This is a genomic window from Shewanella sp. Isolate8, assembly GCF_022398495.1.
GTDB lineage: Bacteria > Pseudomonadota > Gammaproteobacteria > Enterobacterales > Shewanellaceae > Shewanella > Shewanella aquimarina.
Map to the genome: position 1 here is coordinate 129329 of NZ_JAKEVI010000002.1, position 19302 is coordinate 148630.

The following is a 19302-nucleotide window of genomic DNA, read 5'->3' on the forward strand; positions in this document are numbered from 1 at the left end:
TTGATCGAATAGGAGCCGTATAGATATGAATCAGCAAGATCGACACCAAGATAATCACCACAGCCAAAAACGTCTGGGATTTTCCGGGCGTCTGGCGGCCATGTTCCAGCTGAGCGCCATCACGCCACTGCTGGCCCTGCTTGGCCTGCTGCTGGGTCTGTTCGCCGTCATGGTGACCCCAAAAGAGGAAGAGCCGCAGATAGATGTCACCTTTGCCGACATCTACATCCCCTTCCCCGGCGCCACGCCGAGCGAGGTCGAGCATCTGGTGACTCAGCCCATGGAGGAGGTGATCTCGCAGATCAAGGGCATAGATACCCTCTACTCCTTCTCGCAGCCGGACGGCGCGCTGATCATCGCCATCTTCGAGGTGGGCATTCCCCGCAACGAGGCGATCGTCAAGCTATACAATCAGGTCTACTCCAATAAAGACAAGGTCGCCAGCCATGCGGGCGTGGGCGAGCCACAGATCAAGCCCCGCGGCATCGACGATGTGCCCATCGTTAGCCTGACCCTATGGTCGAAAGACAAGACGCAATCTGCCGAGCAGCTGACCCACATCGCCAAGGGGCTTGAGAGCGAGCTGAAACGCATTCCGGGCACCCGCGAGATCTACAGCGTGGGGAGTCATGAGATTAGCCTCAACGTGCGGATCGATCCCGCCAAGATGAGCTTCTATGGCCTCACTTACGACGATATCAACCGTAGCCTGTCGAGCAATAACCATGTCTCCATGCCGGTATCGCTGGTGCAGGATAATCAGGAGATCAAGGTACAAACTGGGCAGTTTTTAAAATCGAAACAAGAGGTTGAGCAGCTGGTTGTCGCCGTGTATCAGGACGAGTCGGGCCAGAGCGCCCCCGTGTACCTGGGCGATATCGCCAAGGTAAGCCTCAACAGCGACATCCCGACCCAACACGCCTGGCACGGCGACAAGTCGGCTATCTATCCAGCGGTCACCATCGCCATCGGTAAGCAGCCGGGCGAAAATGCCGTGGATATCGCCAATGTGATCCTCGAGCGTCTGGATAAGATAGACAACATCCTAGTGCCCGACGATGTGAACATCACGGTATCGCGTAACTATGGTAAAACGGCTGGCGACAAGGCCAATACTCTGATCCTCAAGCTGGTGTTTGCCACCTCGGCCGTAGTGATTCTGGTCTTCCTCACCATGGGGCTACGCGAATCTGTGGTGGTGGGCATCGCCATCATTATCACCCTGGCGATCACCCTGTTTGCCTCTTGGGCCTGGGGCTTTACCCTTAACCGTATCTCATTGTTCGCCTTGATCTTCTCTATCGGCATACTGGTAGATGATGCCATCGTGGTAGTAGAGAACATCCACAGGCATATGGCGCTGGGCAAACGCTCCTTCGTGGAGCTGATCCCCGTCGCCGTTGATGAGGTGGGCGGCCCGACCATATTAGCGACCTTTACCGTGATCGCCGCGCTGATGCCCATGGCCTTCGTCTCTGGCCTCATGGGCCCCTACATGAGCCCGATCCCCATCAACGCCAGCATGGGAATGCTGATCTCCCTGGCCATCGCCTTCATCGTCACCCCTTGGCTGGCCACAAAGCTGCTCAAGGGTCATCAACACCAAGGCGGTGATGGCGAGCAAGATGTGGACGATCGCATGCTTAGGCTGTTTACTAGACTGATCTCCCCCTTCGTCAGAGGCAAACAGGCCGGTAAGGCGAGGATTGGCCTGGGCGCCGCCATCGCCTTGCTGATCATGATCGCCATCTCCCTGCCCGTGGGACAGCTGGTCGTGCTCAAGATGCTGCCCTTCGATAACAAGTCAGAGTTTCAGGTGATGCTGGATATGCCAGAAGGCACGCCGGTTGAGCAGACACAGCGCGTCCTCAAGGCGCTGGTACAGGAGCTGGATAAGGTCGAAGAGGTGGACAATTACCAGCTCTACGCCGGTACCGCCGCGCCGATGAACTTTAACGGCCTGGTGCGTCACTACTTCCTCAGACAAAGTCAGGAGCTGGGCGATATTCAGGTTAATCTGGTCGATAAAGGCGATCGCGACAGAGACAGCCACAGCATAGCTTCCGAGGTACGCCGTGCGCTGCAGGCCACCGCCAAGCAATACAATGCCAACGTCAAGGTGGTCGAAGTGCCCCCTGGCCCTCCCGTATGGTCGCCTATCCTGGCCGAGGTCTATGGTCCAAACGCCGAGATGCGTGAAACAGCAGCCAATGCACTGCAACAGCTATTTCATGACACCCAGGATGTGGTGGATATCGACATCTATCTGCCGGCCGCGCAGCAGAAATGGCAGGTCAATATCGACCGCGCCAAGGCAAGCCTGATGGGCGTGCCCTACAGCAATATCGTCGATCTGGTGGCCACCTCTGTGGGCGGCAAGGCGGTGAGCTACCTGCACAAGCCGAATCAAAAGTCGCCTGTACCTATCAAGCTGCAGTTGGAGGAAGGCGCCAAGGTGGATCTCGAGCAGGTGCTTAACCTCAGGCTCACCAATGCATCGGGCACCTCGGTTCCCGTCTCTGAGCTGATCACCATACATAAGCGAACCATAGACGCGCCTATCATACGCAAGAACATGATCCCTATGATCATGGTGGTCGCCGACATGGCAGGTCCACTGGACAGCCCTCTCTATGGCATGTTTGAGATCGCCGGCAGCATCAATCAAGAGGGTGGTCTGGGCTTCGATCAACACTATGTCAACCAGCCTTCAGGGCTGGACAGCATAGCCGTACTCTGGGACGGCGAGTGGAAGATCACCTATGAAACCTTCAGAGACATGGGTATCGCCTATGGCGTGGGCATGATCGCCATCTACCTCCTGGTGGTGGGTCAGTTCCGCTCCTACAGCGTGCCGCTGATCATCATGGCGCCCATTCCGCTCACCATCATAGGGGTAATGCCGGGTCATGCCCTGCTGGGGGCACAATTTACCGCCACCTCAATGATCGGCATGATCGCCCTGGCCGGGATTATCGTGCGTAACTCCATCCTCTTGGTGGACTTTATTAATCAAGAAACCGCCGCGGGTGTGCCCTTCGAGCAGGCAGTGATTCATTCTGGCGCCGTACGGGCTAAGCCCATCATGCTCACGGGACTGGCCGCCATGATTGGCGCCCTGTTCATCTTAGATGATCCGATCTTTAACGGGCTGGCCATCAGCCTGATCTTCGGCATCTTGGTTTCAACCCTGTTAACCCTAGTGGTGATCCCCGTGCTCTATTACGCCGTGATGCGTCACCGTCCCGAATACTTTGCCGCGGTTAATCCGCAATCTTAAGGAGATACAGTATGTCTGTCGAACGTAGTATTTTCGCCTTTGCAGGCTTTATGGTCATGTTGTCTTTGCTGCTCACGACCTTTGTCCACCCTAATTTTATCTGGCTAACGGCTTTTGTAGGCGCTAATCTATTTCAAAGCGCCTTTACCGGCTTCTGCCCAGCCGCCATGTTAATGAAGAAGATGGGGATCAAGACGGAAGCGGAATTGGCCCGCATGAAATAACTCACAGATCACAAGGAGCCAACGTGAGACAAGCCAATAAAATGCTACCCAAATCAATCATCAGCCTGATGGCGCTATTATTTGTCGCCATCATGGGCGTATCGGCGCCAAGTTATGGCGAAGAGAAAAATCCAAAGGTTGCCTGGGAGCATATACAACACGGAGCTTTGATCGTTGACGTCAGAACCCCTGAGGAGTTTGCCGAGGGACACCTGGAAAACGCGATTAACATTCCCTTTGAAAACATTGCCGAAGAGTTTACCAAACGCAACATCGCCAGAGATCAGTCTGTGGTGCTCTATTGCCGCAGCGGCCGTCGCAGTGGTATTGCTCAGGAAAGCCTGATAAAACTCGGCTATAGCAACACCTATAATGGCGGCGGCTATCAGAGCCTGGCTAATAAGCAGTAAAGATAAGTTCTGCCATTAACACAAAGGCGCCTCCGGGTGCCTTTTTTATTTCAGCTTTCGTTATTTCTGCCCATCTTATTTCAACCTTAGCTATTTCAACCTTAGCTATTTCAACCTTAGCTATTTCATGCTTTCTATTTATAAGCCGCCTAGGACATAGCATCAAAGCAAGTTAGCCAAGGGCGGATCAGCACAAGGCCCCCAATAACGCCTCTATCCGCTCGTTAGCCTATCTCGACAGCAAGTAACCAACCGATACATAGATTCATGGGCCACTGTGCTCACTCAATATGCGCTCAATGTGAAACTAACTATGCGGCCAATATGCAGCCAAGGTATCGGGGCAAATGTAACAATTGAAACAACATATAACCATTAGCTATAAGTTATTACAATTATGGAATATCAATTAGATAATAATTACAATGAGTTATAAATTAAGGTCAATTTCCCGTCGCAGGAAAGCATCCCTCGCACCTACAAAATAAATACGCCAAAAATTCGAATAAATACTCAAAAATACACTATCCCACCGACGAAACAATCGTATTCATTGAATATTTCCCGCATAAAAATGCTCTATCCCATTATGATGTTTGGCCCGCATCACGAATTAACAGCTTGTTTACAAATGTTTCTGCAGCAGATAAATTCTCTGTCGAGTAACGCATATTATGGCAGTCATGCTGCTATGCACTCTAATAATAATTATTAATTCTAACTTTTAAAATGGAAGACAATATGACAGTTAAAAAGACAACTGCGGTCGCTATGTCTTTGTCTGCGCTTGCCCTGGCAATTGCAGCAAACGTCAATGCGGCGCCTTCGAAAGGACTCCACCTTCAGGCGGATAATGCCCGTATCAATCAAGCATCTCCCCTGCCTAAGCGCTATATCGTCAAGTTTAAGAATGCCCAGGCCGCCGCACAAGCCGATGCCAACAGCCTGAATGATTATCAGCCTAGAGCCAACGAAGTCTTCTCTCAGCACAGAGCACTGAACAGCGTGAAGGCCAAGCAGATGAAGCGCATCGGTCGCTCAAACGCATACTCGGCTCAGCTGGATAGCAAGGGCGTTAAGGCCCTGAAATTGCGCGCCGACATCGACTATGTTGAAGAAGATATGCCGCGCCGTCTGCTGAGTGAAACAACGCCTTGGGGTCAAACCTTCGTAGGCGCCACCAGCCTAAGCGACAGCATGGCTGGCAACCGCACCATCTGTATCATCGACTCGGGTTACGATCGTAGCCACAGCGAGCTGAGCGGCAACAATGTCACAGGTACCAACAACTCAGGTACGGGTAACTGGTATGAACCAGGCGCTCACAACGCGCACGGTACTCACGTAGCCGGCACCATCGCCGCTATCGCCAACAACGACGGTGTTGTCGGTGTGATGCCAAACCAAAACGCCAACATCCACGTGGTGAAAGTATTTAACTCTGATGGTTGGGGTTACTCTTCTTCACTGGTTTCTGCGGTTGACACCTGTGTCAATAACGGCGCCAATGTCGTCACCATGAGTCTGGGTGGTTCTCAGTCAACCACGACTGAGCGCAACGCACTCGCGGCCCACGCCAACAACGGCGTGCTACTGATCGCCGCTGCCGGTAACGACGGTAACAACACTCATAGCTACCCAGCATCATATGACGCCGTAATGTCTGTAGCAGCAGTAGACAACAATAAAGATCACGCCGCCTTCTCTCAGTACACCAACCAGGTGGAGATCTCGGGTCCAGGTGAAGCGATTCTGTCGACCGTCACACGTGGTGAAGGTCGTCTGGCAAACATCACAGCCGGTGGTCAGTCATACTTCGACAATGGCGTAGTTCCCCATAACCGCTATGTGAAAGACAGCAGCGGCAACTATGTCGGTACACCTATCGCAGGTTCTGTCACCGCCGAGCTGGCCGAGTGTAGCGTATCGGGCGGTGTATTTAACTGTGGCGACATGACAGGTAAGGTTTGTCTGGTTGAGCGTGTTGGCAACCAAGGCGCAAGCTACCCAGAGATCGATGCGGTTAAGGCATGTAACAATGCCGGCGCCCAGGCGGCCATCGTGTTCAGTAACACCGCGCTGCCAGGTCTGCAAAACCCCTTCCTGGTTGACACCAACAACGAAGCCCCAATGGTTTCTGTATCTGTCGATCGCGCCACTGGTCAGGCACTGCGTGCTCACCTAGGCACCAACGTCACTGTGGCTAACACTAGTGGTGAAGATTACGAGTACTACAATGGTACCTCTATGGCGACGCCACACGTATCGGGTGTTGCGACACTGGTGTGGAGCTATCACCCAGAGTGTAGCGCCGCCCAGGTGCGTGCTGCGCTGACCGCAACCGCAGAAGATCTGGACGTAGCGGGTCGCGACGACAAGACTGGTTATGGTCTGGTTAACGCGGTTGCAGCCAAAGAGTACCTAGATGCTTCTTGTAACGGCCCAACCGATCCGGGTACGGGCGGAAACGGTAGCAACGTGCTGGAAAATGGCGTGGCTAAGACCAACCTGTCTGGCGTGAAAGGCGACGAGCTACACTTCTCTATCGACGTACCAGCGGGTGCCAGCGATCTGAACTTTGCCATGAGCGGCGGTACAGGTGATGCTGACCTTTACATGCAGTACGGCGCGGCTCCTACCCTGAGCAGCTACGACTGTCGTCCTTGGAAAGGTGGCAACAGCGAGTCTTGCCCTGTGAGCACACCGCAGGCGGGTACCTACTATGTGATGGTGCAAGGTTACAACGACTTCAGCGGTGTCAGCCTGACGGCTAGCTACACAGAGCAGAGCTCTGGCGGCAACACTGGCGGCCCTGCCACCTACACCAACAACACCAGCTATGCGATCCCTGACAACAACACTGCTGGTATCAGCAGCCCAATCGATGTCACTCGCAGCGGCGACTCAGGTACAGTCACGGTAACGGTAAACATTACCCACACCTATATCGGCGACTTGCAGGTTGAACTGCACAGCCCAAGCGGTCAGGTAGCCGTGCTACATGACAACAGCGGCGGCAGCGCAGACAACATCATCAAGAGCTACACAGTCGACATGTCTGGCGTAGAATCGGCCGGCACCTGGACACTGAAGGCCGTAGATAGCGCCCGTCGCGACACAGGTACTATCGATGCATGGCAGCTGAGCTTCCAGTAAAGGCATAAAATAAACAGGGGACCTCAGAGTCCCCTTTTTTATCGAAAATGCCATAAATAAGCTGATATAATGAGACAAATTTTTTGACTCATCCATCACCATGACCCAGGCGAATAATCCATTACACGGCATCAAACTCGAAGCCTTACTCACCGACCTTGTCGACCACTACGGCTGGGAAGAGCTGGGTAGACGCATCGACATACGCTGCTTTAACCACGACCCTTCCATCAAGTCCAGTCTCAAGTTTCTACGCAAGACCCAATGGGCCAGAGAAAAGGTCGAGCGCCTCTATCTCAAGATGATTGGCGAGCCTATTCCGCAGCACCTTCGCGGTGACGCCGGTCGTAATACCGAGGCACCACGCGCTAGCGGTACCCAGGATTCTGGCAGATCCAGTCCAACAAGCCATCAACCCACAAAAGAGCAGCCCACGAAAGACAAGGCTGAAGATGAGAGTTCAACGGGCGTGAATCAACACATTTGGGGAAAAGGCCAGGATTAAGCTAGAAAAGAAGCCAGCGAATTTCACCGAAAAAGTGAATCCTATCAGCGTATTCATGCAGGAATTAACTTAAGCTTTGCGCCTGCCTGCCGAAATTCTGGCTAGGCATCGTCTTAGTCGTCATAACCAGGAAGGTTAGCAAATGAATGTGCTCGGTATAAATTCCTTAGGCGCCCAAATCGCCGGTCCTACAGACTTAAGCTCTATCGAGGTGCGCAGCACCAATTCCCCGCAGGCGCCCCAAGTTCAAAACACTCAGTCTCAGCCAGTAACCGATAAGGTCAGCCTGTCCGAAGAGGGCCGTCAGGCGCTCGCCGATGCGACGGGCAAGACGCTGCGTAACAACTATGCAGCCAAGGCAGCTAACGCGCAAAAAGCGGAGCAAGAAGTGGATGAAGGCCAATCTCAGATAGACAAAAAGATTAAAGAGTTAAAGCAGAAACTCGAAGAGCTAAAACTCGAGCTACAGGCCCTTCAAGGGGATGATTCCGAGGCGGCGAAACAAGCGCGCAAGCAACTACAAGATCAGATAGCCGTTCTCAGCAATCAGCTGATGTCCCTGCTCAGCGCTAAAGAGAAACAGGAGCAATCGCAAGGGTAACAAAAAATAATCACACCATGGCGACAGGTTAAGGTGTCGCCATGGCGAAAGAGGTTAATTTTGATGTTCTTCGGTGAAGTGATATTCAGACATCATATGACCCAGCTCGGTCGACTTGGTCTTTAGATACGCCTCATTGTAACGATTCTTACCTACCTGCAGAGGCACGCGCTCGATAACCGCTATACCTAGCTCTTTCATCGCCTTGACCTTGCGGGGGTTGTTGGTCATCAGCTTCACCTGCTGCACACCAATCTTCTCCAGCATAGGCTTGATCATGTCATATTTGCGCATATCGGCGGCAAAGCCCAGACGCTCGTTGGCCTCTACCGTGTTGGCACCTTGATCTTGCAACTCATAGGCACGGATCTTATTGAGCAGGCCTATGCCACGGCCTTCCTGACGCAGGTAGAGAATAAACCCCTGACCCGCCTCGGCGATATTTTGCATCGCGGTTTGTAGCTGAAAACCACAATCGCAACGCAGACTAAACAGGGCATCACCGGTCAGACACTCGGAATGAATTCTGCCCAACATGGGCTGGCTCGCATCTAACTCGCCAAAGGTGAGCGCCACGTGTTCTTTGCCCGTCTCTGTATCTTCGAAACCATGCATGGCAAATACTCCCCAAGGGGTGGGAAGTTTAGAGGTGGCGACATACTTAATCGACATGAAATAACCTTTACAACTCGCTCTGTCTGAGATGCGAATGAAGAATGAAAACCAGGTGGAGGAACTCTCCCCTTTCTCAGACCGAGCATTCTATGTGTTTTTGCCTAACAGTGAAATACCCGAGTATTAAAATCGGATATTGCTTCACCGCAACCGCTTCGGCTTATTAGGATACGCTCTGAGCGGCGACAAGGCTATGAAGTCGCTCACGCCGCCATCAAAATCCTTTATGCTTTATCCTCAGTCTTAAAAGGCCTTAGGTGCGTATCCTGTTACCTGAGTCAATCCCATCTGACGACCCAGCGCCGTCATGGGATGCACGACTATCAAACCCTTCACCGAACGCTTGAGCTTACCCATATCGGCCTGCTCGGCCTTGGTCAGCGCACGGCTAAAGGCAAGTTCACTCAGCTCGGTGCCGCGTTTGTTCAATTGACGACTCTGTTGCTGTTTGACATGGGTAATTTGCTTAGTTACCGCATTGATCTCTTGCTTAAATTGCAAAATCACCGCCTGATCGCCGCGTTTCTCCGCCGCATCTAATTTACGACGATACTTGTCGAGACGATCGTTCAACTGCTGTAACTCTTGCTTTAAATTCATTAACTTGCCTTAAAAATCTCGCGAATACACAAATGCCACTCGGTTAAAAAAAGGCAGCATTTGCCAGTTTGGCGAACATTATACCACTAATGAGGAAGGTGCGAACAAGTCTTCCGGCGCAGGCCGCGCCAGTGTCTTGAGGCCTGTTTATTCGTTTTTGGCGTAACAATCAGCGCTGCTTTTGGGTGAGATAGTGGATCACCTGGTTGCTGCTGCCGCGAAACACCAGGCTAGGATCGGCTAAATCACGCTCAAACTTGCCATCCACCAGCACATCCACATAGGCGACAACGGCTTGTTGTGCCGGGCTGAGTTCATCAAGCCTATAGCCAGTCCATAACCAGATATCCTTACCCTTGCATTCTTGTCTAACTCTTCTCACCAAGGTGAGTATGGTGTCGAGGTTACCCGGATACAGGGGGTCACCGCCGGAGAGCGACAGGCCGCGACGTTTGATGCGGGTATCGTTGAGATCCTCGATCACCTGCTCGAGCATCTGCTCATCAAACTGATGGCCCGAGTCGGGATTCCAGGTCGATTGGTTGTAACAGCCCCGGCACTGATGCTCGCAGCCCGAGACAAACAGAGTCGCCCTGGTGCCTGGGCCATTGACCACGTCGATGGGAAAATATTGATGATAATTCATGTGTCCCTCATGCAAAGATAGCAAGTGCCCTATGGCGCCTTGCTATCTTCAGCTTCACGTTATCGCGTTAACCGCAGCTAATACCAATCGTAATAAATAATTAATCATTCTAGCTTGTTAAAACGCTCGATAACTGTATTAGTATTTTTAATTGTAGAATAACTACTTATCTAAAAATCCTGCTTTGTTCTCAAGCGTTTTTCCTGCGCTATTTCTGATCACATATTTACTGTGATTGGTATAAAACGGGCCCTCTTCTCATTAGAGGTGCTTCACCCGACGTTTAACTTCTTCCTGCTTGCCATAGTTAAAGGGTCTGGCATCCGGGCTACCCAGGTAACCACACACGCGGCGGGTCACAGAAACCCTGCTCGGCTCATGATTGCCACACTTAGGACAGGTAAAGCCTTTACTGGTACAGCTAAACTCGCCGGTAAAGCCACAGTCGTAGCACTCATCAATCGGCGTATTGGTACCATAGTAAGGCACCCGGCTGTAACTATAATCCCACACATCTTCCAGCGCCTCGATGTTGTGCTGCATATTGGGGTATTCGCCGTAGCAGATGAAGCCACCACTGGTGAGCGCCGGATAGGGCTGCTCGAAATCCAGCTTATCGTAAGGATTCACCTTCTTCTCCACATCCAGGTGGAAGCTGTTGGTGTAATAGCCTCGATCCGTTACGCCATCGATCACCCCAAAGGCCTCTGTGTCCAGCTTGCAGAAGCGGCTGCACAGGTTCTCGCTCGGCGTGCTATAGAGGCTAAAGCCATAGCCCGACTCCTCACGCCAACGCACGGTCGCCGCCTTGAGGTGCTCGATAATGGCAAGGGCCTTATCTCTGAGCGCCTCGCTGTCATACACATGGGCCTCATTGCCGTAAAGGGCATTGATGGTCTCATGCAGGCCGATGTACCCCAGGGAGATAGAGGCGCGGCCATTCTTAAAGATGCCGCTGATCTCATCATCCGCGCGCAGACGCACGCCACAGGCGCCTTCCATATAAAGAATTGGCGCTACCCTCGCCTTCACGCCTTGTAGACGCTCGATGCGAGTGTCCAGGGCGCGGCGAGCCACCGCCAGACGCTCATCAAGCAATTGATAGAAGCGGGTCTCGTCGCCCTGAGCCTCGATGGCGATCCGCGGCAGGTTTAGGCTCACGACACCCAGGTTGTTGCGCCCTTCGTGCACCAGCTCGCCTTCCTCCTCATAGGTGCCGAGGAAGCTGCGACAGCCCATAGGCGTCTTAAAGGAACCGGTAACCTTCTCGACCTGCTCATAGTTGAGGATATCCGGGTACATGCGCATCGACGCGCACTTGAGCGCCATCTGCTTAATATCATAGTTGCAGTCACCCGCCTTGTGGTTAATGCCGTCGCGAATGGCAAACACCAACTTAGGGAAGACGGCCGTCTTACGGTTCTTACCCAGGCCAGTCATGCGTACCTTCATCATAGACGACTGAATCAGGCGCGACTCCCAGGAGGTGCCAAGGCCGAAGCCGAAAGTCACAAAAGGTGTCTGGCCGTTGGCGGTGTGCAGGGTATTTACCTCATACTCCAGCGACTGGAAGGCGTCGTGACACTCCTTCTCCGTCTGCGCCGTGGCAAAGGCCTTGGCGTCTGTGATCCCCCAGGTCAGCGCGACCTGATAATGCTTGTCGTAACTCTTGGCAACGAATGGTGCCAGCACCTCATCGATACGGTTGATGGTGGTGCCGCCGTAGATATGGCTAGCCACCTGAGCGATGATCTGCGCCGTTACCGCAGTCGCAGTCGAAATTGACTTGGGGGTCTCGATCTCGGCGTTACCCATCTTGAAGCCGTGGGTCAGCATGCCGGCCAGATCGATCAGCATACAGTTAAACATAGGGAAGAAAGGCGCATAGTCGAGATCGTGATAATGGATCTCGCCAGACTCATGGGCCGCCACCACATCTTTTGGCAGAATATGGCGTGTGGCATAGTGTTTGGCCACAATGCCTGCCAGCAGATCCCGCTGAGTCGGGATCACCTTGGAGTCTTTGTTGGCGTTCTCGTTAAGCAGCGCGGCATTGCTTTGCTCCACCAGACCACGGATCTCGCGGTTGAGGCGACTGCTCAACTCACGATGGATATCCCTATCATGGCGATACTCGATATAGACCCTGGCGAGTCGCTTGTAGGGGCCTTCCATCAACTGGTTTTCGACCGCATCTTGCAGGTCGTGAATATCCACCTGCTCGAGCTCGGCCACCGACTGGCGCACTTGTAGGGCCACCTCGGTGGCATAGGCAACATCATCAATACCTGCCGAACTTGCAGCGGCAATCACTGCATCCCGAATCCTTGTTTCGTCAAAAGGCGTGCGGTAACCATCCCGCTTAATAACCACTGGCATTGTTCAATATCTCCTCAAGTAACGGCCAAATTAACACCATATATAGTGTTAATATAGACGATGAACACAATATGTAGCGCATTAAGCTACAAGTCAGGCTCAAGTACCTTGATCCAGATCATTAATTTGCGGATGGATTTTTTTAACACAAGATTACTGCCAACTGAGCCACTTATCGTCAAAACTGGCCTTGACCCAGCTGGAAAAGGGAGCTAGATGCGGGATAAAAATGGGACAAACTGTGAATAAATTACGTAATTCTTTTAGATAGTGACAGATAACGCTGTAGTTGTCCGGAAGCCTGTTGCGAACTTCCTGAGGCAGACGCCAATTGCATGGTCGACTTGAGTCCCTGCCACATCGCCTTATCGTTCTGGGTCAGCCCGTGTTCCCCCTGAACAAATACCGCCAGTTGCGCCGACACCCGCGCCGCCTTCTGGTTCAGCCCCTGGCTATCGAGGCTGTCCATCTGTTTTAGCACAGACTCGGCATCATCGAGCATGGCGATCATCACGCTATCGGGCTTACTCTCCTTGAGTTGCGCTCGCTGGCTGGCAATAAAGTCAAGCAGCGACGGCTGCGACGCATCCCCCCTTGGGATCTCAAAGCCTGCCTGACCCAGGCGATTGAGCTGGTTTTCCGACAAGATGCCGTCCTGATGCAGACGCTGAATTAACTTAGGAATGTCGCCAAGACCAAATTGCCCCTTGGAAAAGAAATCTTTCGCCATCGCCTCTATCTTCTGCGCCCGCTCGGCCCTGGGCGAGAGAAACACCGCCTCCTGTGGGATCCCTGGTCCGCCAGCTTTTGCCTGGGTGTCCTGGTGGGACAGCGTCACCTTGTCGCTGGAAGATGAACTATCGACATCTGGGGTGTCCTGACCATGTGTGTTTTGGCCATAGGTGTTGGCGATCAGGTTGCCTTGTGAACCCGTAATGGCCTGGCTAATTGAATTCATTGTCAATTTTTCGACTGCTGCATGAAATATCCAAGCAAGCAGCAAAAACCAGGCCAGAGATAACCTATGCCCCAAATAACTCAGGCTAGAGAAAACTCATGTTAGAAATAAGTCAGGCCAGAGAAAACCCGGATCACAGAAAACCCGGGTCACAGAAAACCAGAGGCGCTTATTTAAAAGCTAGGGCCTGTTTATCTTTCGCGTTCATTTTTGCAGCGTTCTGTATCGCCTTTATACAAGGCAGAGCGATTGTAATGTGGTGTGCTACATCAATGAGCGATAACGCAGTAGAAAAATGATACAGACGCTGCCCGCAGGGTTCGTCTTGAGCACGTTCAACTCTTTGTTACTCGGATTTTATATAGAATAACTATACTTCAAGCCTCATGCCGCGATTTGAACGTGCTCAATTAGAACAAAATTTGTTCTCAAAAGGTCAACAGGCCCTAGTGACTCTCCAGTTCATCGACTCGGGCGCGGATAATATGAGCCACCTGCTTAACCGCCTCCTGCCCCGCCTCGATTGCCTCACCAGCGCGGTGAAACTCCATGGTTCCTATCTCCATCACGTTAGGGGTGATCAGGATATCCGGCGGATCGCCCATCAGGCGTACTCTTTTATGGCGCTGCTCAAGGATATCCATCGACTGCGACATCACAGCCAACATCCCGGGCTCGCTACGATTACCCAGGGAAAACTTATCGGTCAGGCCGCTGACATAGTCTCTTCCCCTTGCCAGGAGATCCATGAAGCCGCTCTCCAGCTCCTTCTCGGCTTTCACCAGCTCGGCTTCGCTGGCCTTCACGTCGGAAGAGATGGCCACAGGCAGCTGCTGTTGGCGCGTCTTCCTGTGTGCATTTAGATCCACGGCGATCACCAGATCGACCCCCATGGCACGACTCACAGACACGGGAACCGGATTGACCACGGCGCCGTCCACCAGCCAGCGGTCTCCGACTCGCGCCGGTGGTAAGATCCCCGGCATAGAGCAGGAGGCGCGCACCGCATGACGCAGATTGCCCTGCTTAAACCAGATCTCCTGCCCGGTATAGAGATCGGTTGCCACCGCGGCGAAAGGCATCTGCATCTGCTCGATGTCCAGGTTGCCGATATGCTGCTGCATCACGTCAAACACCTTCTCGCCACCAATCAGTCCGCCCTTGCGCCAACTAAGATCCATCAGGCCAAGCACGTCCCAGCTAGAGAAGCTGCTGACCCAGGCCTCTAAATCCTCAAGATTATCTTGCGCATAGGCGGCGCCCACCACGGCGCCGATAGAGCAACCTGCCACCTTATTGGGGAAAATCCCCATGTTCGCCAGCTCGTTTAGCACCCCGATATGGGCCCATCCCTTAGCCGCGCCACTCCCCAATGCAATGCCGATATTCGCCATCTTCTCTACTTCTCTCCCTGGGACGCGATCGGCCTTAACCAAGCCGCGCCGTATGTTGTCTTTGTTTTCATCATAAGCCAAAGCGCGCTCGGGCACAGCCCGTGACACTAAAAATTAATCTCGCCGATAGGCTTACGAATCGGTATCGCGCTAGTCATGGCTGAATCGCGCTTAGCGATGTATAATGCGCGCCTATCTATATTTTGGAGCACAGCATTGCAATTTTCAGATTTTTCACTCGATAAACGTCTACTGACCAGCCTTGAACACATGGGCATCGATACGCCGACCGAGATCCAAACGCAATCGATCCCCGTAGGCTTATCGGGAAGAGATCTCATGGCATCGTCTAAGACAGGTTCGGGCAAGACCCTCGCCTTCCTGTTGCCAGCAATGCAGCGCGTCATCGCCACCAAGGCCCTCAGCAAGCGCGACCCCAGAGTCTTGATTCTGCTGCCCACTCGAGAGCTGGCCACTCAGGTCTACAGTCAACTGCGGCTACTTGTGGCTAACACCCAATATAAGGCAATCAAGATCCTCGGCGGGGAAAACTTTAACGACCAGGCCAAGGCGCTGGCCAAAGACCCTCACTTCGTGGTGGCCACACCCGGCCGTCTGGCGGATCACCTGGCCCAGCGCCATCTGTTCCTCAACGGACTCGAACTTCTCATCCTGGATGAGGCCGACCGCATGCTGGATCTGGGCTTCGCCGAGCAGCTAAAGGCGATCAACCTGGCCGCCGATCACAAGCGTCGCCAGACCCTGATGTTCTCGGCCACACTGGATCACGGCCAGATCAACGAAATCGCCGCCGAGCTTCTCAAAGAGCCCGAGCACGTGGCCATCGGCGCCTCTCACGTAGAGAACCAGGATATCACCCAGAAGATCTACCTGTGCGACAACCTCAGCCACAAGGAGCAGCTGCTCACCCGCCTGCTGCAGCTCGAACCGCACAAGCAGGTGATCATCTTTACCGCTACCCGCGGCGATACCGACCGCCTGGCAACACTGCTGGCCGAGCAGGGCTTTAGCACCAGCTCCTTAAGCGGTGAGCTGAAACAGGCGGCGCGCAACCAGATCATGGATCAATTTAGCCGCGGTCAGCAGCAGATTTTGGTCACCACAGATGTGGCCTCTCGCGGCCTGGATCTGCTCAACGTCTCCTTGGTGATCAATTTCGACATGCCAAAATTTGCCGAAGAATATATTCACCGTATCGGCCGCACCGGCCGCGCCGGCGCCAAGGGGGATGCTATCTCCCTAGTGGGACCGAAAGACTGGTTCAACTTCAAGCAGGTACAAACCTTCCTGCAGAAACGTTTCGAATTTAGCGAGCTAGAGGAGTTAGCGCCTACCTTTAAGGGTCTGAAGGACAAGCCCAGCCAGGACAAGCGTCAGGGTAAGAGTCAGGCAAAGCCTAAGGCCAAGACGACCAAGACTAGCCGCAGCGACAAACCCAAGCAACAGCGAGATAAACGCTTTATCACAGGCGTCGACGTGGGCGATGCGCCTATGCTACGTAAACCCAAGTCGAAACTGCAAGATACGCCGGAAGAGTAAGCATCGAGCGACTAAGCTAATACGACAAAGCAAGTCCAGCTAAGTTAGTACAAATAAGCTATTACGAATAAGCGGCCAGCTAAGGCCGCTTTTTAATGCCCTGAGCCGCTCACCATCAGTTCCCTCTAAAGCAGCTTTCCCTGACCTGCTTCCCCGGACCAACTCTCCAAGACACTCCCGGCGGAAACGGCGTCAAGTCGCATGATTTAAACCAAGCAATAGGCAAGTGCGTCGATTTTCACGCAACAACTAGTGCTCAATTGCAGCAATTAAGGTTACAATAGCCGCCATTGATTTTTTTATATTAGGGTTATCATGAGAGTTTGTGGCGTTGAGTTAAAAGGTGGCGAAGCCATCATCTGTTTGTTGAGCTATGAGGGTGAGACCTTTAACATCCCTGATTGCCGTTCTCGCTCACTGACCATCTCTAATTCGGCCAGCACAGAGTCGATCAAAGAGTTCCACTTTGCCTTCAGCAAGCTGATGCAAGACTATAAGGTCGACGAAGTCGCCATCATTGAGCGCGAGCAGAAAGGCAAGCTGGCAGGCAGCGCCACCAGTTTCAAGATGGAAGCGGCCATTCAGCTTTGCGGCCTGCCGGTGCAGCTGATCTCACCGGTTAACATCAAGGAGCAGCTCAAGCGCAATCCGCCTATGGTCGATTTCGACGGTCTGGACCTGAAACGTTTCCAAAAGAGCGCCTTCGAAGTAGCCTACTGCTATCAAAACAAGTGCATCTTTACCAAGAAAGACTAAGCATCTTGCCGGGCCGATGCGCCCGGCTATCTCTTCGACCGCGACGTCAGCTAATCAACACCTAGTTATGTCATCACTGCCCTATCTACAAGGCTATCGACCCGAGCTCATCAGCCAGGTCAATGAACTCATCGAGACCAATCGACTGAGGACGGTGCTCGAGCGCCGTTACCCAGATGGCCACGCTATTCGTAGCGACAAGGCCCTGTATGACTACACCATGGCGCTGAAAAACCGCTACCTCAAGAAGTCCTCGCCCCTAAGCAAGGTGATATTTGACGATAAGATCACCCTCAAGAAACAGGCGCTGGGGCTGCACAGCTATGTGGCCAAGAATCATGGCGGCAAGACCAAGTCGAAAAATGAGATCCGCATCGCCGCCAGGCTCAAGGAGGTCCCCGAGCCCCTGCTGCGTATGGTGGTGGTACACGAGCTGGCGCATCTTAAAGAGAAGGATCACAACAAGGCCTTCTATCAGCTGTGCTGCCATATGCAAGGCGACTATCATCAGCTGGAATTCGATCTACGCCTATGGCTCACCATGCTGGACCTCGAGGCGCAACAGGCCTAGCCTGACAGTGCAAGAGGCTTAGCCTGACAGCTCAAGAAAACTCGGCCATAAAAAAACGCCACAAGATGTGGCGTTTTTTTATGGCCATCTTTTATGTATGAGCAGAGCTTAACTCTGACCCATCATCATCTGGCGCACCTTGACCAGCTGGGCAAACTCATTCATCTGCTTCTTCGACAGCTTACTCGCCATGGGGATATTTGCCTTCATAGGATCCACCGGACGGCCATTGATATGAAACTCATAGTGCAGATGTGGCCCAGTGATGCGGCCCGTCTTACCCGACAGAGCGATCACCTGTCCGCGGGACACACGTTGGCCCTTATGCACCAAGGCCTTAGACAGATGCAGATAGCGGGTACGGTACTTGTTGCCATGATCGATCACCACATATTTACCCGCATATCTATGGTCGGTCACCAAAGAGACGATGCCATCGCCAGGGGCGATCACCTTAGTGCCGACAGGCGTGGCAAAATCGGTACCATTATGGGGCGCGGTGCGACCCGTCACCGGATGGTGACGATGGCGGTTGAAACGCGAACTGATACGGTAATTTTTCTGTAGCGGAACACGCTGGAAGGCGCGCGCCAGGCTGCGGCCCTGATCGTCATAGAAGTTGCCATCGCTGTTTTGATAGGCGTTAATCTTGCTGCGTCCACGCTCAATGGTGACGGCTAAAATATCGCTGTTGCCCGTGACTTCGCCATCGATATACTGATCGCTCTTAAGCACCGAGAATCGGTCGCCTGCACGCAGATCCCGGGCAAAATTGAGCTTCTCTTTCAGCAGGGTCTCGATGCGTTGGATCTCGCCGGCATTGAGGCCAATACCTTGAGCCGACAGATAGAAGGAACCTTGGATCTCGCCGCTTAGGGCCCTGTCCTGCCAGATCCCGTCGATGTTGATCTCATCGACACTGAAACCACCCTCTTCGTAACGGCTAAACACCACCTGGCGCGCCGCATTGAAGTAGAGTTCGAGTTTCTCCAGCTGACCCGAGTCATCAAGCCAGAAACGTATGATGTTGCCGGGCTTTAGGGTATCGAGAGCCAGGATATTGAGATCCGCCTCCAATACCTTGTACATGGTCTGCTGATCGACATTGGCCTCAACAAACAGGCCGCTTAGGGTATCGCCGGATACTATGGTCTTAACAAAATCCGCATGAGACACGGTTTCGACCGTTTCATCGCTCAGGTGCAGGTTAGTCACCAGAGACTCAATATCCAGCGCCACGGGAATGCGTTGTGGCAGCGCCTGTTTTTGGCTCGGCCACAACAGCGCCGCACCCACAACCAGACCCGCCGCCAATAAGATCTTTTTGTGTGGCGCGGGTAACGCCATGATACGGGATTGAGACATGCTCAAAAAAGAAATTTTACCTGCGCGCAACCTGTGCCTCATTTTTCATTATTATGCTTTTCATTAGACCCCAAAACCCCATAAAACATGGGGTCGATGCCAAGTTATATCAAAAATAACGGCATTTACAAACCGATCGACAACACAATTTAATGGAATATATAGAGGTTTTCGGCCGCCAAACAGACAAAAAAACTAAAAAGGTGCTGAAAAGCCAACCAA

General features: G+C 52.9%; 16 protein-coding genes. 9 read left to right on the plus strand and 7 right to left on the minus strand.

Features of this window, described 5'->3' with window-relative positions:
- Positions 1 to 25: 25 nt before the first annotated feature.
- From L1D43_RS09925 to L1D43_RS09950, 6 genes are all read left to right on the plus strand, one after another.
- On the plus strand, positions 26 to 3280 hold the full coding sequence (locus L1D43_RS09925; RefSeq protein ID WP_239851311.1) for an efflux RND transporter permease subunit: 3255 nt from the start codon (positions 26 to 28) through the stop codon (positions 3278 to 3280).
- A gap of 11 nt (positions 3281 to 3291) precedes the next feature.
- Positions 3292 to 3504, plus strand: a complete 213-nt coding sequence (locus L1D43_RS09930) for a DUF2892 domain-containing protein (RefSeq protein WP_011866238.1) — start codon at positions 3292 to 3294, stop codon at positions 3502 to 3504.
- Between the two features lie 68 nt (positions 3505 to 3572).
- Positions 3573 to 3914, plus strand: coding sequence for a rhodanese-like domain-containing protein (locus L1D43_RS09935; RefSeq protein WP_239851969.1), 342 nt, complete (start codon positions 3573 to 3575; stop codon positions 3912 to 3914).
- Between the two features lie 741 nt (positions 3915 to 4655).
- Positions 4656 to 7070 (plus strand): S8 family serine peptidase, encoded by a 2415-nt coding sequence (locus tag L1D43_RS09940; protein WP_239851312.1) that lies wholly within the window; start codon positions 4656 to 4658, stop codon positions 7068 to 7070.
- Positions 7071 to 7170: 100 nt separating this feature from the next.
- Positions 7171 to 7575: a VF530 family protein gene (locus L1D43_RS09945; protein ID WP_239851313.1), complete on the plus strand. Its 405-nt coding sequence runs from the start codon at positions 7171 to 7173 to the stop codon at positions 7573 to 7575.
- 142 nt (positions 7576 to 7717) lie between these two features.
- Positions 7718 to 8176: a hypothetical protein gene (locus L1D43_RS09950; protein WP_239851314.1), complete on the plus strand. Its 459-nt coding sequence runs from the start codon at positions 7718 to 7720 to the stop codon at positions 8174 to 8176.
- Positions 8177 to 8230: 54 nt separating this feature from the next.
- On the opposite strand, the gene ribA is transcribed toward L1D43_RS09950, so the two are convergent.
- From ribA to rssA, 6 genes are all read right to left on the minus strand, one after another.
- Positions 8231 to 8848: a GTP cyclohydrolase II gene (gene ribA, locus L1D43_RS09955; protein ID WP_041509436.1), complete on the minus strand. Its 618-nt coding sequence runs from the start codon at positions 8846 to 8848 to the stop codon at positions 8231 to 8233.
- Between the two features lie 246 nt (positions 8849 to 9094).
- Complete coding sequence (locus tag L1D43_RS09960) at positions 9095 to 9451, minus strand: YibL family ribosome-associated protein (RefSeq protein WP_041509435.1); 357 nt, start codon at positions 9449 to 9451, stop codon at positions 9095 to 9097.
- 169 nt (positions 9452 to 9620) lie between these two features.
- Positions 9621 to 10097, minus strand: a complete 477-nt coding sequence (nrdG, locus tag L1D43_RS09965; RefSeq protein ID WP_239851315.1) for an anaerobic ribonucleoside-triphosphate reductase-activating protein — start codon at positions 10095 to 10097, stop codon at positions 9621 to 9623.
- 261 nt (positions 10098 to 10358) lie between these two features.
- Entirely contained in the window at positions 10359 to 12476 is a 2118-nt protein-coding gene (gene nrdD, locus L1D43_RS09970) for an anaerobic ribonucleoside-triphosphate reductase (RefSeq protein ID WP_239851316.1), read from the minus strand.
- A 250-nt stretch (positions 12477 to 12726) separates the two neighbouring features.
- The gene (locus tag L1D43_RS09975) at positions 12727 to 13434 is read right to left on the minus strand and encodes a hypothetical protein (RefSeq protein ID WP_239851317.1); all 708 of its coding nucleotides are present in this window, start codon (positions 13432 to 13434) and stop codon (positions 12727 to 12729) included.
- A gap of 446 nt (positions 13435 to 13880) precedes the next feature.
- A complete protein-coding gene (gene rssA, locus L1D43_RS09980; RefSeq protein WP_239851319.1) occupies positions 13881 to 14828 on the minus strand; it encodes a patatin-like phospholipase RssA in 948 nt (315 codons plus the stop codon).
- A 216-nt stretch (positions 14829 to 15044) separates the two neighbouring features.
- Between rssA and L1D43_RS09985 the strand changes: the two genes are divergently transcribed.
- The 3 genes from L1D43_RS09985 (at position 15045) to L1D43_RS09995 (ending at position 17715) form a co-directional block, all read left to right on the plus strand.
- Entirely contained in the window at positions 15045 to 16388 is a 1344-nt protein-coding gene (locus L1D43_RS09985; protein ID WP_239851321.1) for a DEAD/DEAH box helicase, read from the plus strand.
- A 315-nt stretch (positions 16389 to 16703) separates the two neighbouring features.
- Positions 16704 to 17144, plus strand: a complete 441-nt coding sequence (locus L1D43_RS09990) for a DUF3010 family protein (protein WP_239851322.1) — start codon at positions 16704 to 16706, stop codon at positions 17142 to 17144.
- A gap of 67 nt (positions 17145 to 17211) precedes the next feature.
- On the plus strand, positions 17212 to 17715 hold the full coding sequence (locus tag L1D43_RS09995; RefSeq protein WP_239851323.1) for a YgjP-like metallopeptidase domain-containing protein: 504 nt from the start codon (positions 17212 to 17214) through the stop codon (positions 17713 to 17715).
- A 108-nt stretch (positions 17716 to 17823) separates the two neighbouring features.
- On the opposite strand, the gene L1D43_RS10000 is transcribed toward L1D43_RS09995, so the two are convergent.
- Positions 17824 to 19080, minus strand: a complete 1257-nt coding sequence (locus tag L1D43_RS10000; protein WP_239851324.1) for a peptidoglycan DD-metalloendopeptidase family protein — start codon at positions 19078 to 19080, stop codon at positions 17824 to 17826.
- Positions 19081 to 19302 lie beyond the last annotated feature (222 nt).

Bases quoted from the DNA above. Each gene is read 5' to 3' on its own strand.
- L1D43_RS09925 (WP_239851311.1), top strand. From the start codon at position 26: ATGAATCAGCAAGATCGACACCAAGATAATCACCACAGCCAAAAACGT.
- L1D43_RS09930 (WP_011866238.1), top strand. From the start codon at position 3,292: ATGTCTGTCGAACGTAGTATTTTCGCCTTTGCAGGCTTTATGGTCATG.
- L1D43_RS09935 (WP_239851969.1), top strand. From the start codon at position 3,573: ATGGCGCTATTATTTGTCGCCATCATGGGCGTATCGGCGCCAAGTTAT.
- L1D43_RS09940 (WP_239851312.1), top strand. From the start codon at position 4,656: ATGACAGTTAAAAAGACAACTGCGGTCGCTATGTCTTTGTCTGCGCTT.
- L1D43_RS09945 (WP_239851313.1), top strand. From the start codon at position 7,171: ATGACCCAGGCGAATAATCCATTACACGGCATCAAACTCGAAGCCTTA.
- L1D43_RS09950 (WP_239851314.1), top strand. From the start codon at position 7,718: ATGAATGTGCTCGGTATAAATTCCTTAGGCGCCCAAATCGCCGGTCCT.
- ribA (WP_041509436.1), bottom strand. From the start codon at position 8,848: ATGTCGATTAAGTATGTCGCCACCTCTAAACTTCCCACCCCTTGGGGA.
- L1D43_RS09960 (WP_041509435.1), bottom strand. From the start codon at position 9,451: ATGAATTTAAAGCAAGAGTTACAGCAGTTGAACGATCGTCTCGACAAG.
- nrdG (WP_239851315.1), bottom strand. From the start codon at position 10,097: ATGAATTATCATCAATATTTTCCCATCGACGTGGTCAATGGCCCAGGC.
- nrdD (WP_239851316.1), bottom strand. From the start codon at position 12,476: ATGCCAGTGGTTATTAAGCGGGATGGTTACCGCACGCCTTTTGACGAA.
- L1D43_RS09975 (WP_239851317.1), bottom strand. From the start codon at position 13,434: ATGAATTCAATTAGCCAGGCCATTACGGGTTCACAAGGCAACCTGATC.
- rssA (WP_239851319.1), bottom strand. From the start codon at position 14,828: ATGGCGAATATCGGCATTGCATTGGGGAGTGGCGCGGCTAAGGGATGG.
- L1D43_RS09990 (WP_239851322.1), top strand. From the start codon at position 16,704: ATGAGAGTTTGTGGCGTTGAGTTAAAAGGTGGCGAAGCCATCATCTGT.
- L1D43_RS09995 (WP_239851323.1), top strand. From the start codon at position 17,212: ATGTCATCACTGCCCTATCTACAAGGCTATCGACCCGAGCTCATCAGC.
- L1D43_RS10000 (WP_239851324.1), bottom strand. From the start codon at position 19,080: ATGTCTCAATCCCGTATCATGGCGTTACCCGCGCCACACAAAAAGATC.